Raw genomic sequence first — 20,940 nt, forward strand, 5'->3', positions numbered from 1 at the left:
ACGAGCACATCCCTGTGCGCTTGTTTCGGGCCGTCCATGGCCCTCAACAGTCTGGGGAAACGTCGCCACACAGGCGCCTCAGACTTGTGAGTTAGCCTTCCAAAGCTGTTTTCTGGATTTCGAACAACTGCTCAATGCCCTGCCTGGCCAATACCAGCATGTTGTCCAGCTCTTCCTGAACAAACGGCGCACCTTCCGCCGTTCCCTGAATCTCGATAAAGCCGCCCTGGTCGGTCATGATGACGTTCATGTCGGTTTCCGCTTCGGAATCTTCCGGATAGTCCAGATCCACCACCGGGGTACCCTTGTAAACGCCAACGGACAGCGCGGCGACCATCTGTTTGAGTGGTGATTTTTTCAGGCGCTTTTCGGCCACCAGGTGGTTCAGGGCATCGACCAGTGCCACGCAACCGCCGGTGATGGCTGCGGTGCGGGTGCCGCCGTCGGCCTGGATAACGTCGCAGTCCACGGTGATGGTGTGCTCGCCCAGAGCGGAGAGGTCGACGGCGGCGCGCAGGGAGCGGCCGATCAGGCGCTGGATTTCGACGGTGCGTCCGCCCTGTTTGCCGCGGGCGGCTTCCCGGCCCATTCGGCTGCCGGTGGAGCGGGGCAGCATGCCGTATTCGGCGGTGATCCAGCCTTTACCTTCGCCCCTCATAAATGGGGGAACCTTGTTTTCGACGGAGGCGGTGCAGATAACTTTGGTGTCTCCGAATTCCACCAGCACGGAGCCTTCGGCGTGGCGGGTGTAGTTGCGGGTAATTCGAGCATCTCTCGGTTGCTCGGGCGTTCTGCCGCTTGGACGCATAGTATTTCCTGAAGTCAGTAATGAATGTCCGGGCGCGTGTCCCGGTCGATCGTGTGTCGAAAAGGCGGAAAAGTATAACACGTTGGCACTGGCCTTTTGTTTGGTTCGCCGTGGGCGTTAAGAGCCTGTTAAACTCGGATTGTTTCCACCAACCATGAGCGGAGCCGACATGATCCGAAGTATGACCGCATTTGCCCGGAAGGATGTCCAGGGAGACTGGGGGGCGCTGACCTGTGAGATCCGGACGGTGAATCACCGCTACCTGGAACCGTCTTTCCGTCTGCCGGAGGCTTTCCGGGAGCTTGAGGGCCGGTTCCGTGAGGAGCTTCGGAATCAGCTGAAGCGAGGCAAGGTGGATGTGTCCATGCGGCTTCAGTCCGCCGAAAATGTGACCCAGAGCTTCGAGATTAGCGAAGAGATGGCGCAGGCCGTCAATGAGGCCGCGAATCACATCAATCGGATGCTGGATAACCCGGCCCACATCAACGCCCTGGATATTCTTCGCTGGCCTGGCGTTCTTTCGGTGCCGGAGCAGGACTATGGTCCGGCGAAAGAGGCAGCGACCGGTTTGTTTGAGCAGACCGTTGCTGAGCTGGCATCAGTGCGGGAGCGCGAGGGAGAGCGGTTGCGGCCGTTGTTCGAAGATCGCCTTAAAATCATGGGTGAGTTGGTCTCGGACGTGCGCGCTCGCATGCCGGAGCTGCTTGACGCCCAGGAGAAGGCGCTTCGGGAGCGGTTCGAGAAAGCGAAGGTGGAGCTGGATCCCGATCGGGTTACCCAGGAGATGGTGATGCTGGCCCAGAAAAGTGATGTGGCCGAGGAGCTGGACCGGCTGGACGCCCACATTGGCGAGGTGGCGGATACCCTGAAAAGTGAGGGGGCCATCGGTCGCCGGCTGGATTTTCTGATGCAGGAGCTGAACCGCGAGGCCAATACCCTGAGCAGCAAGAGTATCGACGCCGGAGTAACCCGCATTGCTGTGGATCTGAAAGTGCTGATCGAACAGATTCGGGAGCAGGTGCAGAACCTGGAGTGATCCCGGGGCAGGGCTTTTTGGGGTTCAGGACTGTTTCAGGCTGTCCAGGTTGTCCGGTAACCGGAACGTGACCTTTTGTTTGCTCAGCGGGCAGTCGAATTCCAGATAATAAGCCAGCAGCTGCAGGGGAGCCGGGGCAGGTCGTCCGTACAGGCGGTCGCCGACGATCGGGTGCCCAAGGCCAGCCAGGTGGCGGCGGATCTGGTGTTTCCGTCCGGTTTCAATGCTCACCTGTACCAGGGAGGTCTGGTTGGCCTCGCTGGCACTTAGTGTCGTCACCCGGCTGGTTGCCGGTTTGCCCTCCACCGGAGCGTCAACGATCCGGTCCTGGGCGCTGACCACCCCGGTTACTCTGGCCCGGTAGTATTTGGTGATGGTTCGGGCTGAAAAGCACTGGGACAGGGCGCTCGCAGCTTTCGGGTCGTGGGCGATCAGCATCAGCCCGGCGGCGTCGGCATCGAGGCGGTGGATCAGGTGACACGGCCGCTCGAGAAGCACTTCTGCCAGCCGCAGCAGGCTGCAATGGTCGCCCCACTGGGAGCCTTGGGCGAGCATGCCGTGAGGTTTGAACCAGACGGTGTAACGCCCTTTGTCCTCCAGCAGAACCGGGTCTTCAGGTTTTCTGGCCAGTACCTTCTCGTCATAGTACAGCTGCAGGTGCACGCCGGCTCTGAGCTCCTTCGTCGCCCTTCGCAGTCTTAATTGTTTGCCCTTGTGCGTCCACCAGCAGGCGCCCTTGGTCATGGCATCCTTGATTTTCTGGCGTGAGAGCTCCGATGCCTCACTCAGTGCGTCAATGGCTTTCCGGGGTTTCTGAAGAGTAATGTCTATGGTCGTTCGCATGGGGTATATCAGTTGATAAAAGGGACAATTACGCAAATGGTATCAGGTGGCGCCCTGTCGGGGTGCGGTGTTTTGCCAAAGTCCGTATAATTCCGGCTTTTATCGGTCGGAACAGGTGGCCGCCGCGTTCAGGTTTGGAGTTCTCGGGTTATGAGTCAGTCAGTTGAGCAGGGTACCCTGTACGTTATATCTGCGCCATCCGGTGCCGGTAAGACAAGCCTTGTGGCGGGCATGCTTCGCGATGACCACAAGCTTGGCGTCTCCGTGTCCCACACCACCCGCTCCATGCGCGAAGGGGAGCAGAACGGTGTTAACTACCACTTTGTCGGCCGCGAAGAATTTGAGGCAATGATTGCCAAGGGTGATTTTCTGGAACACGCGGATGTCTTTGGTAACTACTACGGCACCTCTCAGGCCTGGGTGCGGGAGACGCTGGCCAGGGGCCAGGATGTCATCCTGGAGATTGATTGGCAGGGTGCCAGTCAGGTGCGCCGGCTGATTCCCGAATGCGTCGGTATTTTTATTGTGCCGCCGTCGCCGGCAGTATTGCGCGAGCGACTGGTGGGTCGTGGTACCGACACGCCCGAGGTGGTGGAGCGCCGGTTGGCGGAGGCCAAGGAAGAGTGCCGCCACGCCGTTGAGTTCGACTTTCTGGTGGTCAATGACGACTTCGATATCGCCCTGGCGGACCTGCTGGCCATCGTCCGGGCCCAGCGCCTGCGCATGGAGGTGCAGCAGCCACGGCACCAGAAGCTTCTGGCAGGGTTGTCTGGCCTGGCCTGATACGGGCTTTTCCTGTATACAAATTGAACCGGTCGCAGTAAACTATCCGGTCTGCTGAATCAGTCATTTTATTTGTCGGGGAAGTTATGGCACGAGTTACCGTTGAAGATTGTCTGGAAAACGTTGATAACCGCTTCCAGCTGGTAATGCTGGCTACCAAGCGTGCGCGTCAGCTCGCTACCAAGGGGGCCGAGCCGATGGTGCCGGAAGAAAATGATAAGCCGACGGTGATTGCCCTGCGCGAAATCGCCGAAGGCAAGATTACTCGTGATCTGCTTAAGGAAGACGACGACGAGTGAGCTGTCTGCGGATATTGGGCATAAGTACCTGTCCGTGAGTGAGAAGCATTGAAATCCGTCCCCGCGGTTTTATAGTGTGTCTATAGAACGTTGCTGGAAGGACTAAGGAAGGACCCGGATGCGTGCATTCGGGTTTTTTTGTCCCTGAATTTCATGAGGTTGTGGAGGCGCGGTGTCGGCAGAGGCTACGGTTGAAGGGCTGGCGAGAGAGCTCAGCTCCTATCTGGATACCCATCGCATCAATCAGGTGCGACGGGCCTACTACTATGCCGAACAGGCCCATGAGGGCCAGATGCGCAAAAGCGGCGACCGCTACATTACCCATCCCCTGGCCGTTGCCCATATCCTCGCCGATCTCCGGCTGGACCACCAGAGCCTGATGGCCGCGATGCTTCACGATGTCATTGAAGACACCGGTATCCCGAAGGATGCCCTGTCGGAGCAGTTCGGTGAGGATGTGGCCGAGCTGGTGGATGGCGTCAGCAAGCTGACCCAGATTGAGTTCCGCTCCCGGGCGGAAGCCCAGGCTGAGAACTTCCAGAAGATGACTCTCGCCATGGCCCGGGATATACGGGTCATCCTGGTGAAGCTGGCTGACCGGCTGCACAACATGCGCACCCTCGGTCCCATGCCTTACGAGAAACGCCAGCGCATTGCCACCGAAACCCTCGATATCTACGCCCCGATCGCCAACCGCCTTGGTATGCACTCGATCTGCACCGAACTTGAGGATCTGGGTTTCTCCTCCCTGTATCCGATGCGATCGAAGTACATCTCGAAAGCGGTGGAGAAGCTTCGGGGCAGCCACCGGGAAATCATCGAAGACATCCGTGGCAAGTTGCAGGAAAAGCTGGAAGAGCGCGGCCTGCCCGGGCGGATTCTTGGCCGGGAGAAACACCTGAACAGCATCTACAACAAGATGAAGTTCAAGCAGAAATCCTTCCATGAAATCATGGATGTGTACGCCTTCCGGATTATTACCGACACCGAGGATGACTGTTATCGCATCCTCGGTGCCGTTCACAGCCTGTACAAGCCCCTGCCGGGCCGGTTCAAGGACTACATTGCCATGCCCAAGGCCAATGGCTACCAGTCTATCCATACCACCCTGTTCGGCATGCACGTGAACATTGAAATCCAGATCCGCACTGAGGAAATGGAACACATCGCCAACAACGGTATTGCGGCCCACTGGATGTACAAGAACGAGCCCAGCAGCGTTACCAGTGCGAACCAGGCAAGGGTTGATCGCTGGGTGAAGGGTCTGATGGAAATGCGGGAGCGGGCCGATGATTCCATGGAATTCATTGAGCACGTGAAAGTGGATCTGTTCCCGGACGAGATCTACGTGTTCACGCCCAAGGGCCGCATCATGGAGCTGCCCAGCGGGGCAACACCGGTAGATTTCGCCTACGCGATCCACACCGATATCGGTAATGCCACCGTGGCCTGCCGGATCAACCGTAATCTCGGTTCCCTGAGTCAGCCCCTTCAAAGCGGTCAGACCGTCGAAATCATTACCGCACCCGGTGCCCGGCCCAATCCGGCCTGGCTCAGTTTCGTGGTTACCGGCAAGGCAAGAAGCAGTATCCGTCATGTCCTGAAGAGCCAGAAGCGGGCGGAATCGCTGGAGCTGGGACGGGCCTTGCTGAAGAAGTCGCTGAAAGGCTTTGGTGCCAAACTGTCGGATATCAGCGATGCCCAGAAACAGGCGGTGGTGAATCACAACCAGGTGAACAGTTTTGACGACCTGATCGGTGACATTGGTCTTGGAAACCGGATGGCCTATCTGGTTGCCCGTCAGCTCGTAAGCGGTGCCGAAGGACCGGACTCCGGTGAGGGCGCCCGGGATATCGAGGGTGGCAATCAAAGCCCGGTGACGATTCGTGGTACCGAGGGACTGCTGGTCCGGTTTGCCAGCTGTTGCAAGCCGATTCCCGGTGACCCGGTGGTGGGTGTTATGGATTCCGGCAAAGGCATGGTAATTCATTCCGATACCTGCTCTCGCTTGCCGGAAGACGACGAAGGCCGGGCCCGCCTGACCCATCTCAAGTGGGCCAAGGACATTACCGATGAATTTTCTGTGGAGTTGCGGGTAGAGCTTGAGCGTCAGCGCGGTGTGATTGCCGAGATGGCAAACGCCGTGGCCATGGCTGACGGTAACATCGAGCGCATCAATGTGGAGGAGCAGAATGCCCGCTTCGGTGTCGTCAGCCTGGTGGTGCATGTGCAAGGGCGCCGGCATCTGGCCCGGGTTATGCGGCGCATCCGCAATATTCGGGCAATTACCCACATCAGCCGCGTACGGCACTGAACCAGACCAAAGCCCGGTTGACAGGCGCGCCACAGAGGGGTGAGGATTGGCGTTTTGGAAGAGAGGAAAATAAGGGTCATGACCAACAAATCCGTAATTCAGACCGAGAATGCGCCTCAGGCCATTGGCACATACTCCCAGGCGGTGAAAGCCGGAGACACGGTATATCTGTCTGGCCAGATTCCGCTGGTGCCGGAGACCATGGAAGTGGTGGCAGGGGATTTTGCTGCCAAGACCCGTCAGGTATTTGATAACCTCAAGGCCGTGTGTGAAGCCGCCGGCGGTGAGCTCAAGGATATTGTCAAGCTCAATATCTATATGACCGACCTGGCAAACTTCGCCACGGTAAACGAGATCATGGCTACCTATTTCCAGGAGCCGTATCCTGCCCGCGCGGCAGTTGGCGTCGCTGCGCTGCCCAAGGGCGTACCCATTGAAATGGAAGCAGTCATGGTGCTGAGCTGAAGCCGGGGCAGGTTCCAATTTCGTGGAAAAGGCGGCTACGGTCGCTTTTTCCCGTTTCGCGGACTCAGTTTTGGTGAATCATCGCCCGATAGCCGGCCCGGAAGTCCGGGTACCGGAACTGGAATCCGGTGGCCAGCAGTCGCTGGTTATTGCAGCGTTTACTCCCGGCCCGGCCCCCTTGACGGGCGTCTGGTAAAGGATCGGCGCAGGGAGTTTGTTGCCGTACCCAGTCCACCACTTCATCGAGCCGTACCGGCTCGCAATCGCTGGCGATATAGCAGGGCTCCAGCAGCGCTCCGGAGACGGCAAGCCGGACCAGATGAGCGGCTGCTTCCGCAGCATCTTCTTCATGGATCCGGTTGCTGAACGGTGCCGGTGGCTGCGGGCTCATACGGCCTTGCTGAACCTCCTCAAGAAAACGTGCCCTGGACGGACCATAAATGCCACTGAATCGTATGATGGTTGCAGGGTGACCGCTGTCCAGCGCTGTTCGCTCCCCCGCCAGAATCTGTTCGCCGCTGAATCTGGCCGGGTTGACAGGGCTGGACTCGTCTACCCAGCTGTCGTCATCCTGAGCGTAAACGCTGGTACTGCTGACAAAGAAGAGATGTTTCAGGGAATGTTCGCCCAGTTCCCGTAGCAGGTTTTCGAGGCCGGTAACGTATGCATCCTGGTAGCCCTGCTGGTCGTAACTGGAGGGTGTCAGGCAATAAATGACGATGTCCAGGTTATCTGGCAACTGGCCGGCCAGGGTTGCAGGCCGGGTCAGGTCAGCTCTGATGCCGTGTACGCCTTTCGGCACCTGGTCCGGATTCCGGCGCAGCCCGAATACCGTTGCCGAGGCTTTCAGCCGGCTGGCGATGGCGCCACCGAGTTTGCCACAGCCGGCAACCAGGATTCCCGGCGGGTTAGTGCTTTCAGTGATTGCCATAGACAATTTCAATCCTTATGCTTTAGCTCATAAAGTTAAGTGGAACTTCGACCCGCATCCATCTGACCGGAGCTCACCATGACTCTCACCGAGTTACGATACGTCGTTACGCTGGCCCGCGAAAGGCATTTTGGCCGGGCTGCAGAGCGTTGCCATGTAAGCCAGCCGACACTCAGCGTTGCTGTGAAAAAGCTGGAAGATGAGCTTGGCATCCCGTTGTTCGAGCGCAGCAAGAGCAGCATCCGCGTCACCGAAACCGGTCAGCGTATTATTGAGCAGGCGCAACGGGTGCTTGACCAGGTGGGCGTCATCAGGGATATGGCCCAGGACGGCAAGAACCAGCTCAACTCGCCTTTGAAAGTCGGCGCGATTTACACGATTGGCCCGTACCTTTTCCCCCACTTGCTGCCGGAGTTGCGCCGTGCGGCGTCTGAAATGCCGCTTTACATCGAAGAGAATTATACTGCAAACCTGCGCCAGAAACTCCGGCACTCGGAGCTGGATGCCATCATCATCGCCCTGCCTTTTGAAGAGCCGGAAGTTGTGACGCTGCCGCTCTACGATGAGCCTTTTGTGGTGCTGTTGCCCGCCAGGCATCCGCTGGCAGAGAAGGAGCAACTGACTGCCGATGAACTCGCCCGGGAACAGCTGTTGCTTCTTGGTCCCGGCCACTGTTTCCGGGATCAGGTGCTGGAATCCTGTCCGCCGCTGGTCGATGCGGTGACCCGGCGTGCAGACGCGGCCTCCCCTTCGCTGGTCACCGAGGGCAGCTCTCTGGAAACGATTCGCCACATGGTTGCGTCCGGGCTGGGTATTACTGTGCTGCCGCTCTCCGCGGCAACGGCCATGCAGTACCATGAAGACATTCTGGCCGTGCGTCCATTCGCGCCGCCGGTGCCGTTCCGGACCGTTGCGCTGGCCTGGCGGGTTACCTTCCCGCGGCCCAAGGCGATTGACGTTCTGTCGCTGGCAGCGAGCCAGTGCCGGGTAATCGAGAAGGCGAGAACTGATACACCCGTCGTGGCCGAAAGCGCCTGAGACCTGCTATGACATCACTGGATGACATTTCGGTCACCCAGCTCAAGGGCGTAGGAAACGCCCTGGCAGAGAAGCTTGCCAGGCTGGGGATTGCTTCCTTGCAAGACCTGTTGTTCCACCTCCCGCACCGCTACGAGGACCGGACCCGCATTGTGCCGATGGGCAACCTGCGAATCGGCGATGTGGCGGTGGTCGAAGGGGAGGTGATGAAAGCCGACCTGGTTATGGGGCGCAGGCGCAGCCTGCAGGTGACTCTCCGGGACAACAGTGGCTTTCTGGTGATGCGTTTTTTTCATTTCAATGCGGCCCAGAAAAACCAGCTGGGTGAAGGGGCCCGGGTTCGATGCTTTGGGGAGGTCCGGCCGGGGCGGGCCGGCTACGAATTCTATCACCCGGAGTATCAGGTCAATCCGCCACCCATGCCTGGGGAAGGTCAGGCAACCCTCACCCCGGTGTATCCCCTGACCGAGGGCATTCAGCAACCCCGGGTGCGGTCCCTCTGCCAGCAGGCTCTGGGCTATCTGCAGAGATTCCCGATTCGGGACTGGCTGCCGCAGGGGCTGTTGGCCGAGTATCAGCTGCCGGGTATTACCGAGGCGCTCCAGGTGGTGCATTCCCCTCCCGCCAATGCGCCTGTGCACCTGTTAATGGAAGGGCGCCACCCGGCACAGCAGAGACTGGTGATGGAGGAATTGCTGGCGCATCAGTTGAGTCTGCTTCAGGTGCGTGAGCAGATCCAGGCCCGGGAGGCATTGCCGCTTCTGCCAACGGGAGACCTTACGAAACGTTTCCTCGATTCCCTGCCGTTTTCACTCACCGGCGCGCAGCGCCATGTGCTCGCGGATATCCGGCAGGATCTCAGTCAGCCTTTGCCGATGCTCAGGCTTGTCCAGGGTGACGTTGGTTCCGGGAAAACCGTGGTGGCGGCCCTGGCGGCCCTGCAGGCTATTGGGGCGGGCACCCAGGTCGCCCTTATGGCGCCCACTGAAATCCTGGCAGAACAGCACTTGCAGAACTTCCGGGCATGGTTGGAGCCGTTGGGCATCCGGCTTGCCTGGCTGTCTGGCAAAGTCAAAGGCAAGGCGCGGCAAGAGGCGCTGGAAGTTGTCCGGTCCGGTGAGGCCGGGGTGGTGATCGGAACCCATGCCCTGTTCCAGAATGAGGTTGAGTTTCACCGGCTCGCGCTGGTAATCGTCGATGAGCAACACCGGTTTGGCGTTCACCAGCGCCTGGCCCTGCGCGAGAAAGGCGTGGGTGGGGCGTTGGCACCCCATCAACTGATCATGACAGCAACGCCCATTCCCCGCACTTTGGCCATGAGCGCTTATGCCGACCTGGACACCTCGGTTATTGATGAATTGCCACCGGGCCGGAAACCGATTGAAACCATTGTGATTCCTGACAGCCGGCGTGAAGACGTGATTGAGCGTGTGCGCGGTGCGTGCCGGGAAGGACGGCAGGCTTACTGGGTGTGTACACTGATCGAGGAATCCGAAGCATTGCAGTGCCAGGCAGCAGAAGTAACGGCTCAGGAGCTGGCAGAGAGGCTGCCTGATCTCAAAGTGGACCTGGTCCATGGCCGGCTCAGGGCCCAGGAAAAAGCGGCGGTTATGGAACAGTTCAAGGTGGGCGAGCTTGATTTGCTGGTAGCCACCACGGTGATTGAGGTTGGGGTTGATGTTCCCAATGCTTCGTTGATTATCATTGAAAATCCCGAGCGCCTCGGGCTGGCCCAGTTGCATCAGCTTCGTGGTCGTGTCGGCCGGGGTGAGCAGGCGAGTTTTTGCGTACTGATGTACCACCCGCCATTGTCCGCTAATGGTAAGGCCCGGCTCCAGGCGCTTCGGGATAGCCAGGATGGCTTTTTTATTGCGGAGAAGGATCTGGAGATTCGCGGGCCAGGCGAGGTGTTGGGTACCCGCCAGACCGGCATGATGCAGTTCCGCCTGGCGGATTTTGAGCGCGATAAGAGCTGGATTGAGCCAGTACGGGAGATGGCACCAGGGCTCATGGCGCGCCCGGATATAGTTCAGGCACTGGTACGACGTTGGCTTGGCGATAAAATTCGCTATGGCGACGTGTAGAAAAGTCCGTTCTCTGACCGACAGCGTATGGAAGCGGTCAGGAAATAGAGTTCAGTCAACATCAGGGTTATTTCCTTGCCCTATACTGAATTTACAGTGATAACAGATCCGGACGATCCGAGAAAAAATAGCAACATTCGGGAGGACTTTATGGAATTACCTGTCGCGGTGCAGCAGGCTCTGGGCGATTCCGCTGCGGGCGTGTCCCTCAGGGATGCTGCCCAGGCCAGCCAGAACGAACTGCTGCGCATGGTTTTGCTCAGTGATGGCCAGGGAAACCTTCAGGTTATCTGCCGCAAGGAGGATATGATCGATCTGGAGCAGTTGAACAAGCAACTTGGCCGTGATTTCCGGCTGATGAAGCGCCGGGAGCAGGTCCGGGTCCGGGAAAGAGCCGGACTTAAGGCATTACCAGCATTGCCGTCTCTGACCGGGTGGCCGACCGTTGTTGACCAGCGCGTTAGTTCCTTGCCAGCAGTCGCTCTTGAGCTGGGCGAGCAAAACCTTGCGATGGTTATGCCTGCGGAAGACTTCCGGACACTGACAGCCAAGGCCGACCGTCGTTCGTTCGCCGTGGCGCCGGAGTCCATCTCCGTCAACCTGAGTGACCATGGCAAGGACAGGGATCAGCTGCATTCTGCTATCAAGAAATTTACCGGCCGGCGTATACAGCAACGCCTGGAAGACACGCTAGAATTGCCGCCGCTGCCTGAAACCGCCCAGAGGATTATCCACCTGCGGGTTAATCCCAATGCTGTCATGGGAGACCTGGTAGACATCGTAGAGAGTGATCCCAGCCTTGCGGCCCAAGTGGTGAGCTGGGCTTCGTCCTCGTTTTATGCGGCCGCAGGTCAGGTAAAGTCAGTGCATGATGCCGTTTCCCGGGTACTCGGATTTGATCTGGTGATGAACCTGGCCATGGGCCTTTCCCTCGGGCGGGCCCTCAAGCAGCCCCAGGATCATCCCGACGGCTATGTGGATTACTGGCAGCAGGCCATCTGGCAGGCGCAGTCTGCCGGCATTCTCGCCAGCATGATGCCCCGGGGAGAGCGGCCGGTATTCGGACTCGCATACCTTGCCGGTCTGTTGCACAATTTTGGTCACCTGGTTCTTGCCCAGGTATTTCCGCCGCATTTCAGGCTCGCCTGTCGTTCGCTGGAAGTGAATCCGGATATTGACTCCTCGGTTACCGAGCACTATCTACTCGGTATTACCCGGGAGCAGATTGCCGCGCAACTGATGGAAAACTGGGGCATGCCGGAGGAAGTGACCCTGGCGATCCGTTACCAGAAAAATCCGGCCTACGATGGCGGCCAAAGCGTATACGCCAGGCTGCTTTGGCTGGGGCGTCAGTTGTTAACCGCCCGGGGCGTGGAACTGGGTGCCGGGGAAGCGGTCAGTCAGTCGTTCTATCAGGAACTGGGCCTTAACCGTGAGCAGGTTGAGGAGCAGTTTGATGAGCTGGTCAACAGTAAGGACAGCATAATGGCCATGGCCGGCATGATGAGCCAGTAGCGGGTCGCTGTTCCCGGGAATCTGCCTCAAAAAAAGCCGGCCCCGAGGCCGGCAAGTTCACCCGCTTGTTGCAGAGTCGTCCAAACTTATCAGGAGAAAACAATGTGAGGCGGCTCCCACCGCAGATGATGGTGACCGCCCTGTCTTTAATTTAGACTCTGCCAGGGAAAAGAAAAGTCAACCGTATGCGCCTTAAAGGAATGAGCATGCCGTCAGTTTTTGAAGGTTCCCGGACTTATTGATTTTCTTGGCTAAATTCTGGTGAGTCCTGGGAGTCCTGTTACAAAATATAACAAAAATAAGGTCTGACCAGTTGTGGCTGGAAGCATTCAAGGGGTGTCGGGCGAAAACGAATGGTGTCGAAGGGCGGTTGCTGCCCGGCGTATCTCGTCAGCGTGTTTCTGCTCAACTTCAAACCGTTCCTTGTCCATCTTTTCGATAAACTTTGTCTCAGTGGCCTGCCGAGCCCGATGGGTGGGCATGTGCTGCAACTGATCGTGCACTTCCTGAAATACCCGAAAAGGGGACCGCTCCAGCAAGTCTGGTGCAATGTGGTCCAGCAGGCCCTTGAGCCGCAGGCAGGCTTCGGAATATTCGATCTGATCCTCTTCAATCGCCATCGCGATGACATGAACACTGCGGATCATGTCTTTTCTGCGGTTTGCCTGGAACTCCTTGGCTTTGGCCTGTCGTTTACGGTTTTCCGAGAGCAAAGTCATCTGCCGGCGGATAAACACCAGCATCAGAACGATGGCGATCACGCCGGTGATGATCAGACTCCACTGCAGCCACTGAGGCATTATCAACTCCTTTTATGGATCAGGCCCGTTTCCGTTGTCGCCCGGGGCGCCAGACTTTGACAGTAACGGACTGACCATTCAATACGGACGTGCCAGAGAGCGGATCAATGTCACCGTCGCTGAGCACATCGTTTATGCTCGCTCCGGCATGGGCTGCCGCCACTGACTGGCCGGTGCCCTCGCGGTCGTGACCCCAGCCATGGGGGATTGAAACGACGCCGGGCATGACATCTTCGGTGATTTCTACAGGTAGAACAATCTGCCGGGTTTCTGCACTGATTTTGGCCGAGTCGGTCGCCTGCAGTCCCAAGCGGCTGGCATCTTTGGGGTGAATCATCAGGGTGCAGCGGTCTTTACCTTTCACCAGGCGCTGGCTGTTGTGCATCCAGGAATTGTTGCTGCGAACATGGCGCCTGCCGATCAGGAGCAGGTCGTCGTCAGCGGGTGTTGCCAGTATGTCGTGTAAACGCCCGAGATCGTCCAGATACCGCCTGGGCGCCAGATTGATTCGGCCATCCCGGGTAAAGAGTCGATCCGGAAGCGAAGGCTGAAGCGGTCCGAGATCAACCCCGCTCGGGCATTCCCTGAGCGCGTGCAGCGAGAGGCCCTTGGGCAGGCCCTGCCAGTGGCGGTTCAGGGGGCTCAGTTTTGCCAGACCCCTGAGCGGATGCCGCTGCGGGAGAATATCCATGATCAGATCAACGGCCGGTTGCAACACCCCGCGTGCCCGGCCGACGTCTGCGCCATAGGGGCCGGCGCGCAGCAGCAGATCCAGAATCGGATCCGGGCCGATCTGTTTGAAGGTGCGCCAGCCCAGCTCTGAGCGCAGCGGCAACCGCCCGCCTTTTTGGCGTCTTTCAAGACAGTGGGCAAGTTCCAGCAGGATCTGCCAGTCATGGCGGGTATCCGGGCCCGCATCAAACAAGGGCTCGCTGTACTTGGCGACGTTGCGCACGGCAAGCATGTTGAAAATCAGGTCGTAATGACTGCGCTCAAGGGCTGCGGTCGGGGGCAAAATGATGTCGGCGTGGCGGGTGGTTTCATTCAGGTAGTAATCCACCGAGACCATGAAGTCGAGCCCGCCGAGAGCCTCTTCAAGCCGTCGTCCGTTGGGACTTGAGAGGACCGGATTGCCCGCTACAGTAACAAAGGAACGGATCTGCCCCTCGCCCGGTGTCAGCATTTCATCGGCCATGGTGCTGGCAGGGTATTCTCCGGCAAACTCCGGCAATCCCTTCACGCGGCTGTGGCGTTTGCCAAAGTGACCGTTCTGGCCAGACATGGCGCCGAGCTCCACCAGATCGATGGCCGGCTGGGTAAACAGAACACCCCCGGAAATATCCAGTTTGCCGGTAAGAATGTTGAGGCAGTATGCGAGCCAGGTGGCGACGCCGCCAAACCGTTGGGTGCTGGTGCCGATGCGGGTGTACAGGGCGGCCTTTCGGGTCGTGGCCAGCTGTCGGGCGAGTGCCCGGATATCCTTCGTGGCAACGCCGGTACGGGCGCTCACCGCTTCCGGCGTGAAGGCGAGGGAAGCCAGGCGCAGCAGATCAACATCCTTCACCAGTCGCTCGGCAGGCCCCGGGTCCACCAGGTTCTCTTTAAACAGGGTATGCACCATGGCCATCAGCAGCAGGGCATCGCTACCGGGACGGATGAAATGGAATTGGTCCGCCAGCTTTGCGGTTTCGGTCCGGCGGGGGTCTACCACAATCATTTTCCCGCCCCGCTGTTTCAGGGCTTTGAGCCGGCCCCTGAAATCGGGCACGGTCATCAGACTGCCATTGGACGCCATCGGATTGGCACCGATGCAGATAAACAAATCGGTGTGGTCGATGTCCGGAATCGGAAACAGGATCTGGTGCCCGAACATTTCCAGGCTGGCCAGCATGTGCGGCAACTGATCGTTAGAGGTTGCCGAGAAGCGGTTCTGGCTGCCGATCGCCCGCAAAAACGGCATGGTAGCAACCAGGGAGCCATGGTTGTGGACATTGGGGTTGCCCAGGTAAACGCCGATACTGTTGCGGCCATGGTCCTGACGGGTCTGGTGGAGCTTTTCTGCAACCAGATCGAAGGCCTGGTCCCAGTCCATTTCCTGCCAGCCGGTCGTGGTTTTCCGGATCGGCTTCCGCAAACGGTCCGGATCCTCGTGGAGATCCTGCAGCGCAACCGCCTTTGGACAGATGTGCCCCCGGCTGAGCGGATCATTTTCATCACCCTTGATGGAGTCAATGTGACCGTCTTTCATTTCAATAGCGACACCGCACATGGCCTCGCAAAGGTGACAGGTACGGTAGTGGGTGCCGTTTTCCATGAAGGGGGTCTCCCGGAGACTGTTGCCATGGCTGCTGAGGTTTCATTTTGCAACCAGATTAGCAGGAAATGGACGGGAGGGGGAAATAAGGATCGGTCGTTTCAGAGGCAAAAAGGGCCAGCTCGCAGGCCGGCCCTTCGTGCACAGGTCTCAGAGCCTTCTATTGCTCAGCTGGGATCTCCTTCACCGGATTGGAGATGAAGTTGAGGTAGACGCCCTGTTCGGGGATCTGAAGGGGCAGATCTATCGTCACAATTTCTCCGCCAGGGACTCCCAGGGCCCGCGCGCGGACATTGATGTCGACCAGGTTCGAGTTTCGTTGCTCAATCTGCATCCGGCCGTCGTCGAAGAAGGTAATGTTCCCCTCGAGTTCGAGCACGAATTCCCGGCCGTACAGATCGTGGCGGCCGCCCAGCGGTATTTCCATGTCCGGTGCATCGAGCATCAGTTCGGCGCGGGTCTTGAACACCGGCTGGCCATTGTCGCCTTCGGTAATTACCCCGGGGATCAGGCCCGAGCGGCTGCAGGAGGGCCCGGAACAGGCCGGGTCGTCCTTAGTGTAGCGCATACGAAGGACTTGGGTATTGGTGATGGACTCTTCCTGTAGCGGGATGAACCCGAAAACCCGCAGCTCTGTGAACACACTGATTGATGTGGTCGCAAGCTGGGTGGGGTAGAGATTCACCAGAATCCCCTCATCGCCTGTCGGCTCATACACACCGGGGCCGACAACTTCGGTATTCAGGGCGTAGGTCTGATAGATAAACTTGTTCTTCGGGCACCGCTCACCGGTCTCGCAGCCAACCCGTGCATCGGCGGTACTGGCCACGATCACAGGAGGGGATGCTGAGGCCTGATTGTTCCGCACTCTCAGTTTGGTTGAGTTGGCTGAGGCTGCCCATCCGTCGTTGTCGCTGCCCTCATGGGCGAAAGGCTCAAGACAGTCCGGATTGGTGTTGGAGTCGCAGTCCACCAGGAAGTTGGCGTTGGTGTCCCGAACAGGCAGGTTCCGCAGAGGCGCGAACACGCTGTCCAATGGCTCGGCTCCGGTGAAGTAAATCACCATGTGGTCCGGACCGTTGTTGTTGCCGCCGTCATTCAACCCTTCGAGCAGGTCGGTTTTCAGGGCCAGGCCATCGGAATCGCAAATTGAGGTGTAGGCTCCGTTGGTGCAGGTGCCGGCGTCTTCCGATGACTTCAGGGTGTAACGGTAGTGGGCGCCGGCCTCCCAGGGTTGATCCGGATAGAAGCGGATTCGCTGGAGGCTCTTCTCGAGCCGGCCGGGTAGGTTGCTTTCCAGAACCGTGATGGAACCATTTGACGCCTGGCTCACCTTTTCAACGACGAAGGTGTCGCCCGGAATAATCGACTCCAGGTCCATAGACTTTGAGAACACCACCGTAATGGGGCGATCTGACGGCATGGTGCTGACTGGCAGCACGTCACCGACACCCCCATCCGAATAACACTGTCCCAATACGCCAGCGGAGAGATCCAGCAGGCTGTGGTCGGTCTCGCAGGGATAGCCCGGATAGGTTGTCAGGGCCAGGGCAGGGCGTCGGGTCACAGATGAGCCGCCAATGTCATCCAGTGAAAACTGCAGTGGCACTGTGGTGGCCGGATTGCCGGCCAGATCGGTCAGACCATCAATCACCACTTCGTAGTCAACGCCATGGCTCAGGCCATCTTTCGGATTGAGAATGACGGCGGTTCCGTCCAGGCGTGTCTCAAGGGCATCTACAGGAATGCCATCTGCAAACAGCGAGACGCCTGTCTCAATGGAATCCGGGGCCAGTGGCTCGTCAAAGAACAGAATGACAGGGTCGCCGGGGCGCTGCATGGACTGGCGAGTATCCGGAATGGCGGTCTCACCGCCGGGCATCCAGCTCACCAGGCTTGGCGATGTGCTGTCCAGCTCCCGGAGCAGCTCGGCATCAAGCACTGAGTCGGCATCGGTGGCGGCTTCGAGGTGGAACGCGATGGTTGAGTCAGTGTATTCCTGGCCCAGGAGGTTCGGTTCCACCATGCCAATGGCATCGATAGTGAGAACGCCATCCTGCACCAGGGCAATACCGCGCAATTCCACGCCCATCAGGTCCTGGGACAGAGCCGCGTTGGGCTGTGCATTTTCAGTGTTCATGGAAACATCCATAAACAGCGTGATGTGCCGGGGGGCATTGATATCATCAGTGTAGGGGTTGGGGCTGAGGTAGCCGGAGGCGTCTGACAACATGGTGACCTTGATGTTGCCGGTGGTCTGGAGCTCACCGGTGGCCGCATCCAGAACCGGAACCTTGCCGCCGACCCGAACATCCAGGCTGGTGCTGTTCAGAACGCTTCCCCGGGCAATGCGCAACGGCAGTGCTTCATCGGCGTCGAAAGCCGGCGCATAAGCCAACTCGGCGAACAGGTCCCCGGTTTGCTGGGACGGCCCGGCATTACCCTGAAGAACGGAGTTCAGGGTAACGCCATTGATGATCTGGCCGTTCAGTGCAGACCGGGTCGCGGTCTCTTCGGTTTCTCCTGCCGCCAGGCCGGAGTCCACTGCCGATTGCTGGAGGACCACGGTCGGGCCGGTATCCCGTGGTGTGAAGCTGAACTCGCGATTGAGTCGCTCACCCTCGGGCCGGATCTGACTGGCGAGGTTGTTGAGCCGGAGGGTGTAAGTCTGGCCTGTGTCGAGAACATCATTCTTGCTGCCGCACTCCCGGGGATCTTCGGCCACGCACGGATCGACGGTTATCCGGTTGCCTTTGACCAGAACGGTTGCTGGAACGGCCTCGCCACTTTCGTCCAGCAACTCGATTGAACCGCCCAGACTCTTCCAGTCAGGATGAACAGGGTGGGTCATTGCGAGCCGGAAGGTCGAGAAATTCATCGCTTCAAACGGCGTTCCGCTGGCTGGCACCTGCCAGGCCACGTCAAAGCCTTCGGCGGAGTTGGCCAGGCCGGCGATTCCGGAAAAGGCGTTACGGGTACCGAACTGGATGCCGGGTTCACCAACCGCGTTTGGCGTGGCTATCTGCCTGCCACCTTCGGCCGCCAGTGGTTGGTCAAAAACCACAGTGTAGGATTGAAGGGCGTCAAGAGTGCTGGCTGGTGATAACTTCAGGCTCCTGCCTTCGTCAATCCGGCTTACGGAGAAAGGTATGGACTGCCCGCCGGAGGCCAGGCGGATTTTGGTCTGCAAGTCCGCATCTTCATCGGTAATACGGCGGTTAAAACGGAGCACGATATCTGTTTTCGGGCTGACGTTTGTCTGACCATCTGCCGGATAGGAGTAAACCACCAGGCCCGGAGTGGTTTTCTCGTTCATGGTCTGTTCATCCCCGCCGCAGGCCGCGAGCAGCAACGCGGGAATCAGTGCCAGTGTCTTGTTGTAATTCATGGCAAACCCTCCTTAAAACTTCAGGGTGACAGAGCCGCTGACAACATGAACGTCGCCGTCCGCCGTTACGGAAGTTTCGTTGTCGTCAAAATCCACCAGCGTGAAATCCCGCTCCTGCAATTGCTGGTACTGGTAGCCGATGTCCAGGCGTACCGGATAGGCCAACAGGCGGGTGCGGTCATAGGTGGCACTCAGACCGAGGCCAACGACAATTTTGTCGGTATCGAGATAGTTGATCTCCGGGTTGCGGGTGGATTTGAGCGGTGACTCCTCATAGGCAAGGCCGGCGCGCAGGGAGAAGTTTTTGTTGAGTGCGTACTCGGCGCCCACTCTGGGAATCAGGATGTCATCAAACTGAATCCGGTCACCAGGTGCCACGGAGCCCTGATCCTTAATGGTGTCGCCAGCGAACTGCTGCTCAAGCTCCGACCAGTTCTGCTTTTCGATACTGCCGCCGATACGCCAGCTGTCGCCCCTGTACTGGGCGCCAAAACCGAAGGTCTCCGGCTGGAAAGAATCGATGGTAGAGACCGCAAGACTCAGGCCCGGGTCCGGGATGGTCTGGGTCACGATAATGTTGGAGTCGACCGTGGTTGAGGCAGAGGATTTGGTCCGGTAGGTAAAAGCCGTCTCCCATCCCTGAAAGAAACAATCGCTTTCCGGGCAAAAGGTGCTGCCAAGATCAATGCTGGTGCCCAGAATGGTCTTCAGGGAAGGTTCGGCATTGACTGCAAGTCGCTCGCGAGTGGTTTCGCCACCCAGAGTGGATACAGCATCCAGGTTCGCCGTGGCATCAAGCGTTACCCTCACCGACGCACCGGCGGAAATCCCGCGCCAGAGAGGCGTTGCGCCACCGATATTCAGGAACAATGGCTCCTTGCCATATTGCAGGAATTGGCCGCTTTCCGTGGTCTGCGAATCGAACGCCAGCATCTCCTTGCCGTACTTCTCGACACCGGCGATGAAGCCCAGATAAATCGGATGTTTGAAGCGGGTCAGCGAGCCAAGGTTGGTCTTCATACCAATCAGCACATGCTGGCTGGGTGAGCTGGAAAGCACATCGCCATTGGCGTTCGGGTTGGCCGAACGCAGTTCCTGCTCTGAGTGCAGGATGCCGGCCGTCAGCTCGCCTCGCTCGTCTTTGGTCAGGTAGGCCGGGTTGTAGTAGGTGGCGGATACCTGATCGTTGAACATGGACAGCGACTGGGCGGTTGCCACATCCACCGGCATGACGCCGTAGGTGGTGCCGAGGTTGCCCATGCTGGCATTTGCCGGGAGAGAGAGACCTGCTGACAGAGAGGCGATGGCGACGGACAGGGCCCGTACTGAGAGCCGGGAGGAAATAGCCATTGATACACTCCATTACTTCGTTGTTTTTATGCTCGGGCCAAGGCCCGGCCCCTGACGCACGGCTGGTACGCAGGTGGTTCGGGTAATAGTGTATGTGGCTTGTCTTTTCAGGACGTTGGCTTTTTTGACATCGAACAACGTCTTTAGAACCAGCACTGCAAGAGGGAAGACGTAAGTGCGTGTAGTTCTGGGAGAAGATATTCAGCTTACAATGTTGTTAAGGGGATTAGTCGCGGCTGAGCTCAGGTGCTGGCACAGGAAAGGAGGCCCCAAACCGCCCGAAACGGAGTGCGGAAGTACACTTGAAAGAAAAGGTCCCAAGTGCAGGGCCTTTGAAATTTGTGAGCTTTAATGTGTCAATTAACCCGACACTAATTGGTTCTTATACGTCGCCGTATTGCAACGAGTCCCATTAGCCCTATGCTGAACAGCGCCAGGGTTGAGGGTTCAGGTACCTTTACCGGCCCACAATCACGATCGACGCAGTAGGCGGCATCATGAGAGAAGGGAGCAAAGTCGGTGATTGCCGTCCTTTGGCCATTAGTTTCGCCGTAGGTATAGAGATCAAAATGAAGACCGTAGCCCCCTGCCAGTGATGACGCATCGATCTGAAATACCTGCTTGAACAACTCCTCACCGGCAGGTCCAGCCGTATCGTCCTGGACGTTGTAGGAGGCAATTGTGGGCAGGCCGGCAAAACTGAATGCGAGTTGGTAATAGTAGGTATCGAAGATTCCGTGTGGGGCAAGTTCTCCGCCGTTGGAGACTGATGCGACAGGCGGAGTGCCATATTCGGAGGCGCCAAACAGGGTGGAAAGCGCCGTGCCATTTACGTAAGCGCCCATAAATCGGCACCTGTTCCATAAACCCAGGATTTGTCACATTGATTCCTTTCTTTAAATCGAGGAGGAATCCTATGGTCAATTCTGACCTGCACGCATCATGGCAACAGACGCTCTCAAACTGGCAAGA

Annotated in this window: 16 protein-coding genes; 8 read left to right on the forward strand and 8 right to left on the reverse strand. The window is 58.4% G+C overall.

Annotated features, from left to right (window positions below; all coding sequences use genetic code 11):
- Positions 1-91: 91 nt before the first annotated feature.
- Positions 92-808, reverse strand: a complete 717-nt coding sequence (gene rph / locus AC13C0_RS08145; RefSeq protein ID WP_117619407.1) for a ribonuclease PH — start codon at positions 806-808, stop codon at positions 92-94.
- Between the two features lie 169 nt (positions 809-977).
- Between rph and AC13C0_RS08150 the strand changes: the two genes are divergently transcribed.
- A complete protein-coding gene (locus tag AC13C0_RS08150) occupies positions 978-1,844 on the forward strand; it encodes a YicC/YloC family endoribonuclease (RefSeq protein WP_341581267.1) in 867 nt (288 codons plus the stop codon).
- A gap of 24 nt (positions 1,845-1,868) precedes the next feature.
- On the opposite strand, the gene AC13C0_RS08155 is transcribed toward AC13C0_RS08150, so the two are convergent.
- Positions 1,869-2,687, reverse strand: coding sequence for an RluA family pseudouridine synthase (locus AC13C0_RS08155; RefSeq protein WP_117619409.1), 819 nt, complete (start codon positions 2,685-2,687; stop codon positions 1,869-1,871).
- Between the two features lie 150 nt (positions 2,688-2,837).
- Between AC13C0_RS08155 and gmk the strand changes: the two genes are divergently transcribed.
- The 4 genes from gmk to AC13C0_RS08175 all read left to right on the forward strand — a co-directional run bounded on the left by gmk (position 2,838) and on the right by AC13C0_RS08175 (position 6,548).
- Positions 2,838-3,470 carry a guanylate kinase gene (gene gmk, locus AC13C0_RS08160; protein WP_117619410.1) on the forward strand — a complete coding sequence of 211 codons (633 nt, stop codon included), beginning with the start codon at positions 2,838-2,840 and terminating at the stop codon, positions 3,468-3,470.
- A gap of 86 nt (positions 3,471-3,556) precedes the next feature.
- Entirely contained in the window at positions 3,557-3,769 is a 213-nt protein-coding gene (gene rpoZ / locus AC13C0_RS08165; RefSeq protein ID WP_117619411.1) for a DNA-directed RNA polymerase subunit omega, read from the forward strand.
- Between the two features lie 172 nt (positions 3,770-3,941).
- Entirely contained in the window at positions 3,942-6,083 is a 2,142-nt protein-coding gene (locus tag AC13C0_RS08170) for a RelA/SpoT family protein (RefSeq protein WP_117619412.1), read from the forward strand.
- Between the two features lie 78 nt (positions 6,084-6,161).
- Positions 6,162-6,548: a RidA family protein gene (locus AC13C0_RS08175; protein ID WP_064228391.1), complete on the forward strand. Its 387-nt coding sequence runs from the start codon at positions 6,162-6,164 to the stop codon at positions 6,546-6,548.
- A 64-nt stretch (positions 6,549-6,612) separates the two neighbouring features.
- On the opposite strand, the gene AC13C0_RS08180 is transcribed toward AC13C0_RS08175, so the two are convergent.
- Complete coding sequence (locus tag AC13C0_RS08180) at positions 6,613-7,479, reverse strand: NAD-dependent epimerase/dehydratase family protein (RefSeq protein WP_117619413.1); 867 nt, start codon at positions 7,477-7,479, stop codon at positions 6,613-6,615.
- 78 nt (positions 7,480-7,557) lie between these two features.
- Between AC13C0_RS08180 and AC13C0_RS08185 the strand changes: the two genes are divergently transcribed.
- The 3 genes from AC13C0_RS08185 to AC13C0_RS08195 all read left to right on the forward strand — a co-directional run bounded on the left by AC13C0_RS08185 (position 7,558) and on the right by AC13C0_RS08195 (position 12,116).
- A complete protein-coding gene (locus AC13C0_RS08185) occupies positions 7,558-8,517 on the forward strand; it encodes a hydrogen peroxide-inducible genes activator (RefSeq protein WP_117619414.1) in 960 nt (319 codons plus the stop codon).
- An 8-nt stretch (positions 8,518-8,525) separates the two neighbouring features.
- Entirely contained in the window at positions 8,526-10,601 is a 2,076-nt protein-coding gene (gene recG / locus AC13C0_RS08190; protein WP_341581268.1) for an ATP-dependent DNA helicase RecG, read from the forward strand.
- A gap of 150 nt (positions 10,602-10,751) precedes the next feature.
- Positions 10,752-12,116, forward strand: coding sequence for an HDOD domain-containing protein (locus AC13C0_RS08195; RefSeq protein WP_341581269.1), 1,365 nt, complete (start codon positions 10,752-10,754; stop codon positions 12,114-12,116).
- 329 nt (positions 12,117-12,445) lie between these two features.
- Here the strand turns inward: AC13C0_RS08195 and AC13C0_RS08200 are convergent, their stop codons facing one another.
- The 5 genes from AC13C0_RS08200 to AC13C0_RS08220 all read right to left on the reverse strand — a co-directional run bounded on the left by AC13C0_RS08200 (position 12,446) and on the right by AC13C0_RS08220 (position 20,813).
- Positions 12,446-12,916, reverse strand: a complete 471-nt coding sequence (locus AC13C0_RS08200) for a DUF2489 domain-containing protein (RefSeq protein ID WP_117619417.1) — start codon at positions 12,914-12,916, stop codon at positions 12,446-12,448.
- Positions 12,917-12,935: 19 nt separating this feature from the next.
- On the reverse strand, positions 12,936-15,230 hold the full coding sequence (locus AC13C0_RS08205) for a molybdopterin-dependent oxidoreductase (RefSeq protein ID WP_341581270.1): 2,295 nt from the start codon (positions 15,228-15,230) through the stop codon (positions 12,936-12,938).
- Between the two features lie 160 nt (positions 15,231-15,390).
- The gene (locus AC13C0_RS08210; protein ID WP_341581271.1) at positions 15,391-18,618 is read right to left on the reverse strand and encodes an Ig-like domain-containing domain; all 3,228 of its coding nucleotides are present in this window, start codon (positions 18,616-18,618) and stop codon (positions 15,391-15,393) included.
- Between the two features lie 12 nt (positions 18,619-18,630).
- A complete protein-coding gene (gene aupA, locus AC13C0_RS08215; RefSeq protein ID WP_341581272.1) occupies positions 18,631-19,968 on the reverse strand; it encodes an alkane uptake protein AupA in 1,338 nt (445 codons plus the stop codon).
- Positions 19,969-20,339: 371 nt separating this feature from the next.
- Complete coding sequence (locus tag AC13C0_RS08220) at positions 20,340-20,813, reverse strand: choice-of-anchor N protein (protein ID WP_341581273.1); 474 nt, start codon at positions 20,811-20,813, stop codon at positions 20,340-20,342.
- Positions 20,814-20,940: the final 127 nt, after the last annotated feature.

This window comes from Marinobacter sp. B-21 (assembly GCF_056857895.1).

What these genes read in the sequence shown, in the direction of transcription:
- rph (WP_117619407.1), bottom strand. Translation starts at nt 808, where the DNA reads ATGCGTCCAAGCGGCAGAACGCCCGAGCAACCGAGAGATGCTCGAATT.
- AC13C0_RS08150 (WP_341581267.1), top strand. Translation starts at nt 978, where the DNA reads ATGATCCGAAGTATGACCGCATTTGCCCGGAAGGATGTCCAGGGAGAC.
- AC13C0_RS08155 (WP_117619409.1), bottom strand. Translation starts at nt 2,687, where the DNA reads ATGCGAACGACCATAGACATTACTCTTCAGAAACCCCGGAAAGCCATT.
- gmk (WP_117619410.1), top strand. Translation starts at nt 2,838, where the DNA reads ATGAGTCAGTCAGTTGAGCAGGGTACCCTGTACGTTATATCTGCGCCA.
- rpoZ (WP_117619411.1), top strand. Translation starts at nt 3,557, where the DNA reads ATGGCACGAGTTACCGTTGAAGATTGTCTGGAAAACGTTGATAACCGC.
- AC13C0_RS08175 (WP_064228391.1), top strand. Translation starts at nt 6,162, where the DNA reads ATGACCAACAAATCCGTAATTCAGACCGAGAATGCGCCTCAGGCCATT.
- AC13C0_RS08180 (WP_117619413.1), bottom strand. Translation starts at nt 7,479, where the DNA reads ATGGCAATCACTGAAAGCACTAACCCGCCGGGAATCCTGGTTGCCGGC.
- AC13C0_RS08185 (WP_117619414.1), top strand. Translation starts at nt 7,558, where the DNA reads ATGACTCTCACCGAGTTACGATACGTCGTTACGCTGGCCCGCGAAAGG.
- recG (WP_341581268.1), top strand. Translation starts at nt 8,526, where the DNA reads ATGACATCACTGGATGACATTTCGGTCACCCAGCTCAAGGGCGTAGGA.
- AC13C0_RS08195 (WP_341581269.1), top strand. Translation starts at nt 10,752, where the DNA reads ATGGAATTACCTGTCGCGGTGCAGCAGGCTCTGGGCGATTCCGCTGCG.
- AC13C0_RS08200 (WP_117619417.1), bottom strand. Translation starts at nt 12,916, where the DNA reads ATGCCTCAGTGGCTGCAGTGGAGTCTGATCATCACCGGCGTGATCGCC.
- AC13C0_RS08205 (WP_341581270.1), bottom strand. Translation starts at nt 15,230, where the DNA reads ATGGAAAACGGCACCCACTACCGTACCTGTCACCTTTGCGAGGCCATG.
- AC13C0_RS08210 (WP_341581271.1), bottom strand. Translation starts at nt 18,618, where the DNA reads ATGAATTACAACAAGACACTGGCACTGATTCCCGCGTTGCTGCTCGCG.
- aupA (WP_341581272.1), bottom strand. Translation starts at nt 19,968, where the DNA reads ATGGCTATTTCCTCCCGGCTCTCAGTACGGGCCCTGTCCGTCGCCATC.
- AC13C0_RS08220 (WP_341581273.1), bottom strand. Translation starts at nt 20,813, where the DNA reads ATGGGCGCTTACGTAAATGGCACGGCGCTTTCCACCCTGTTTGGCGCC.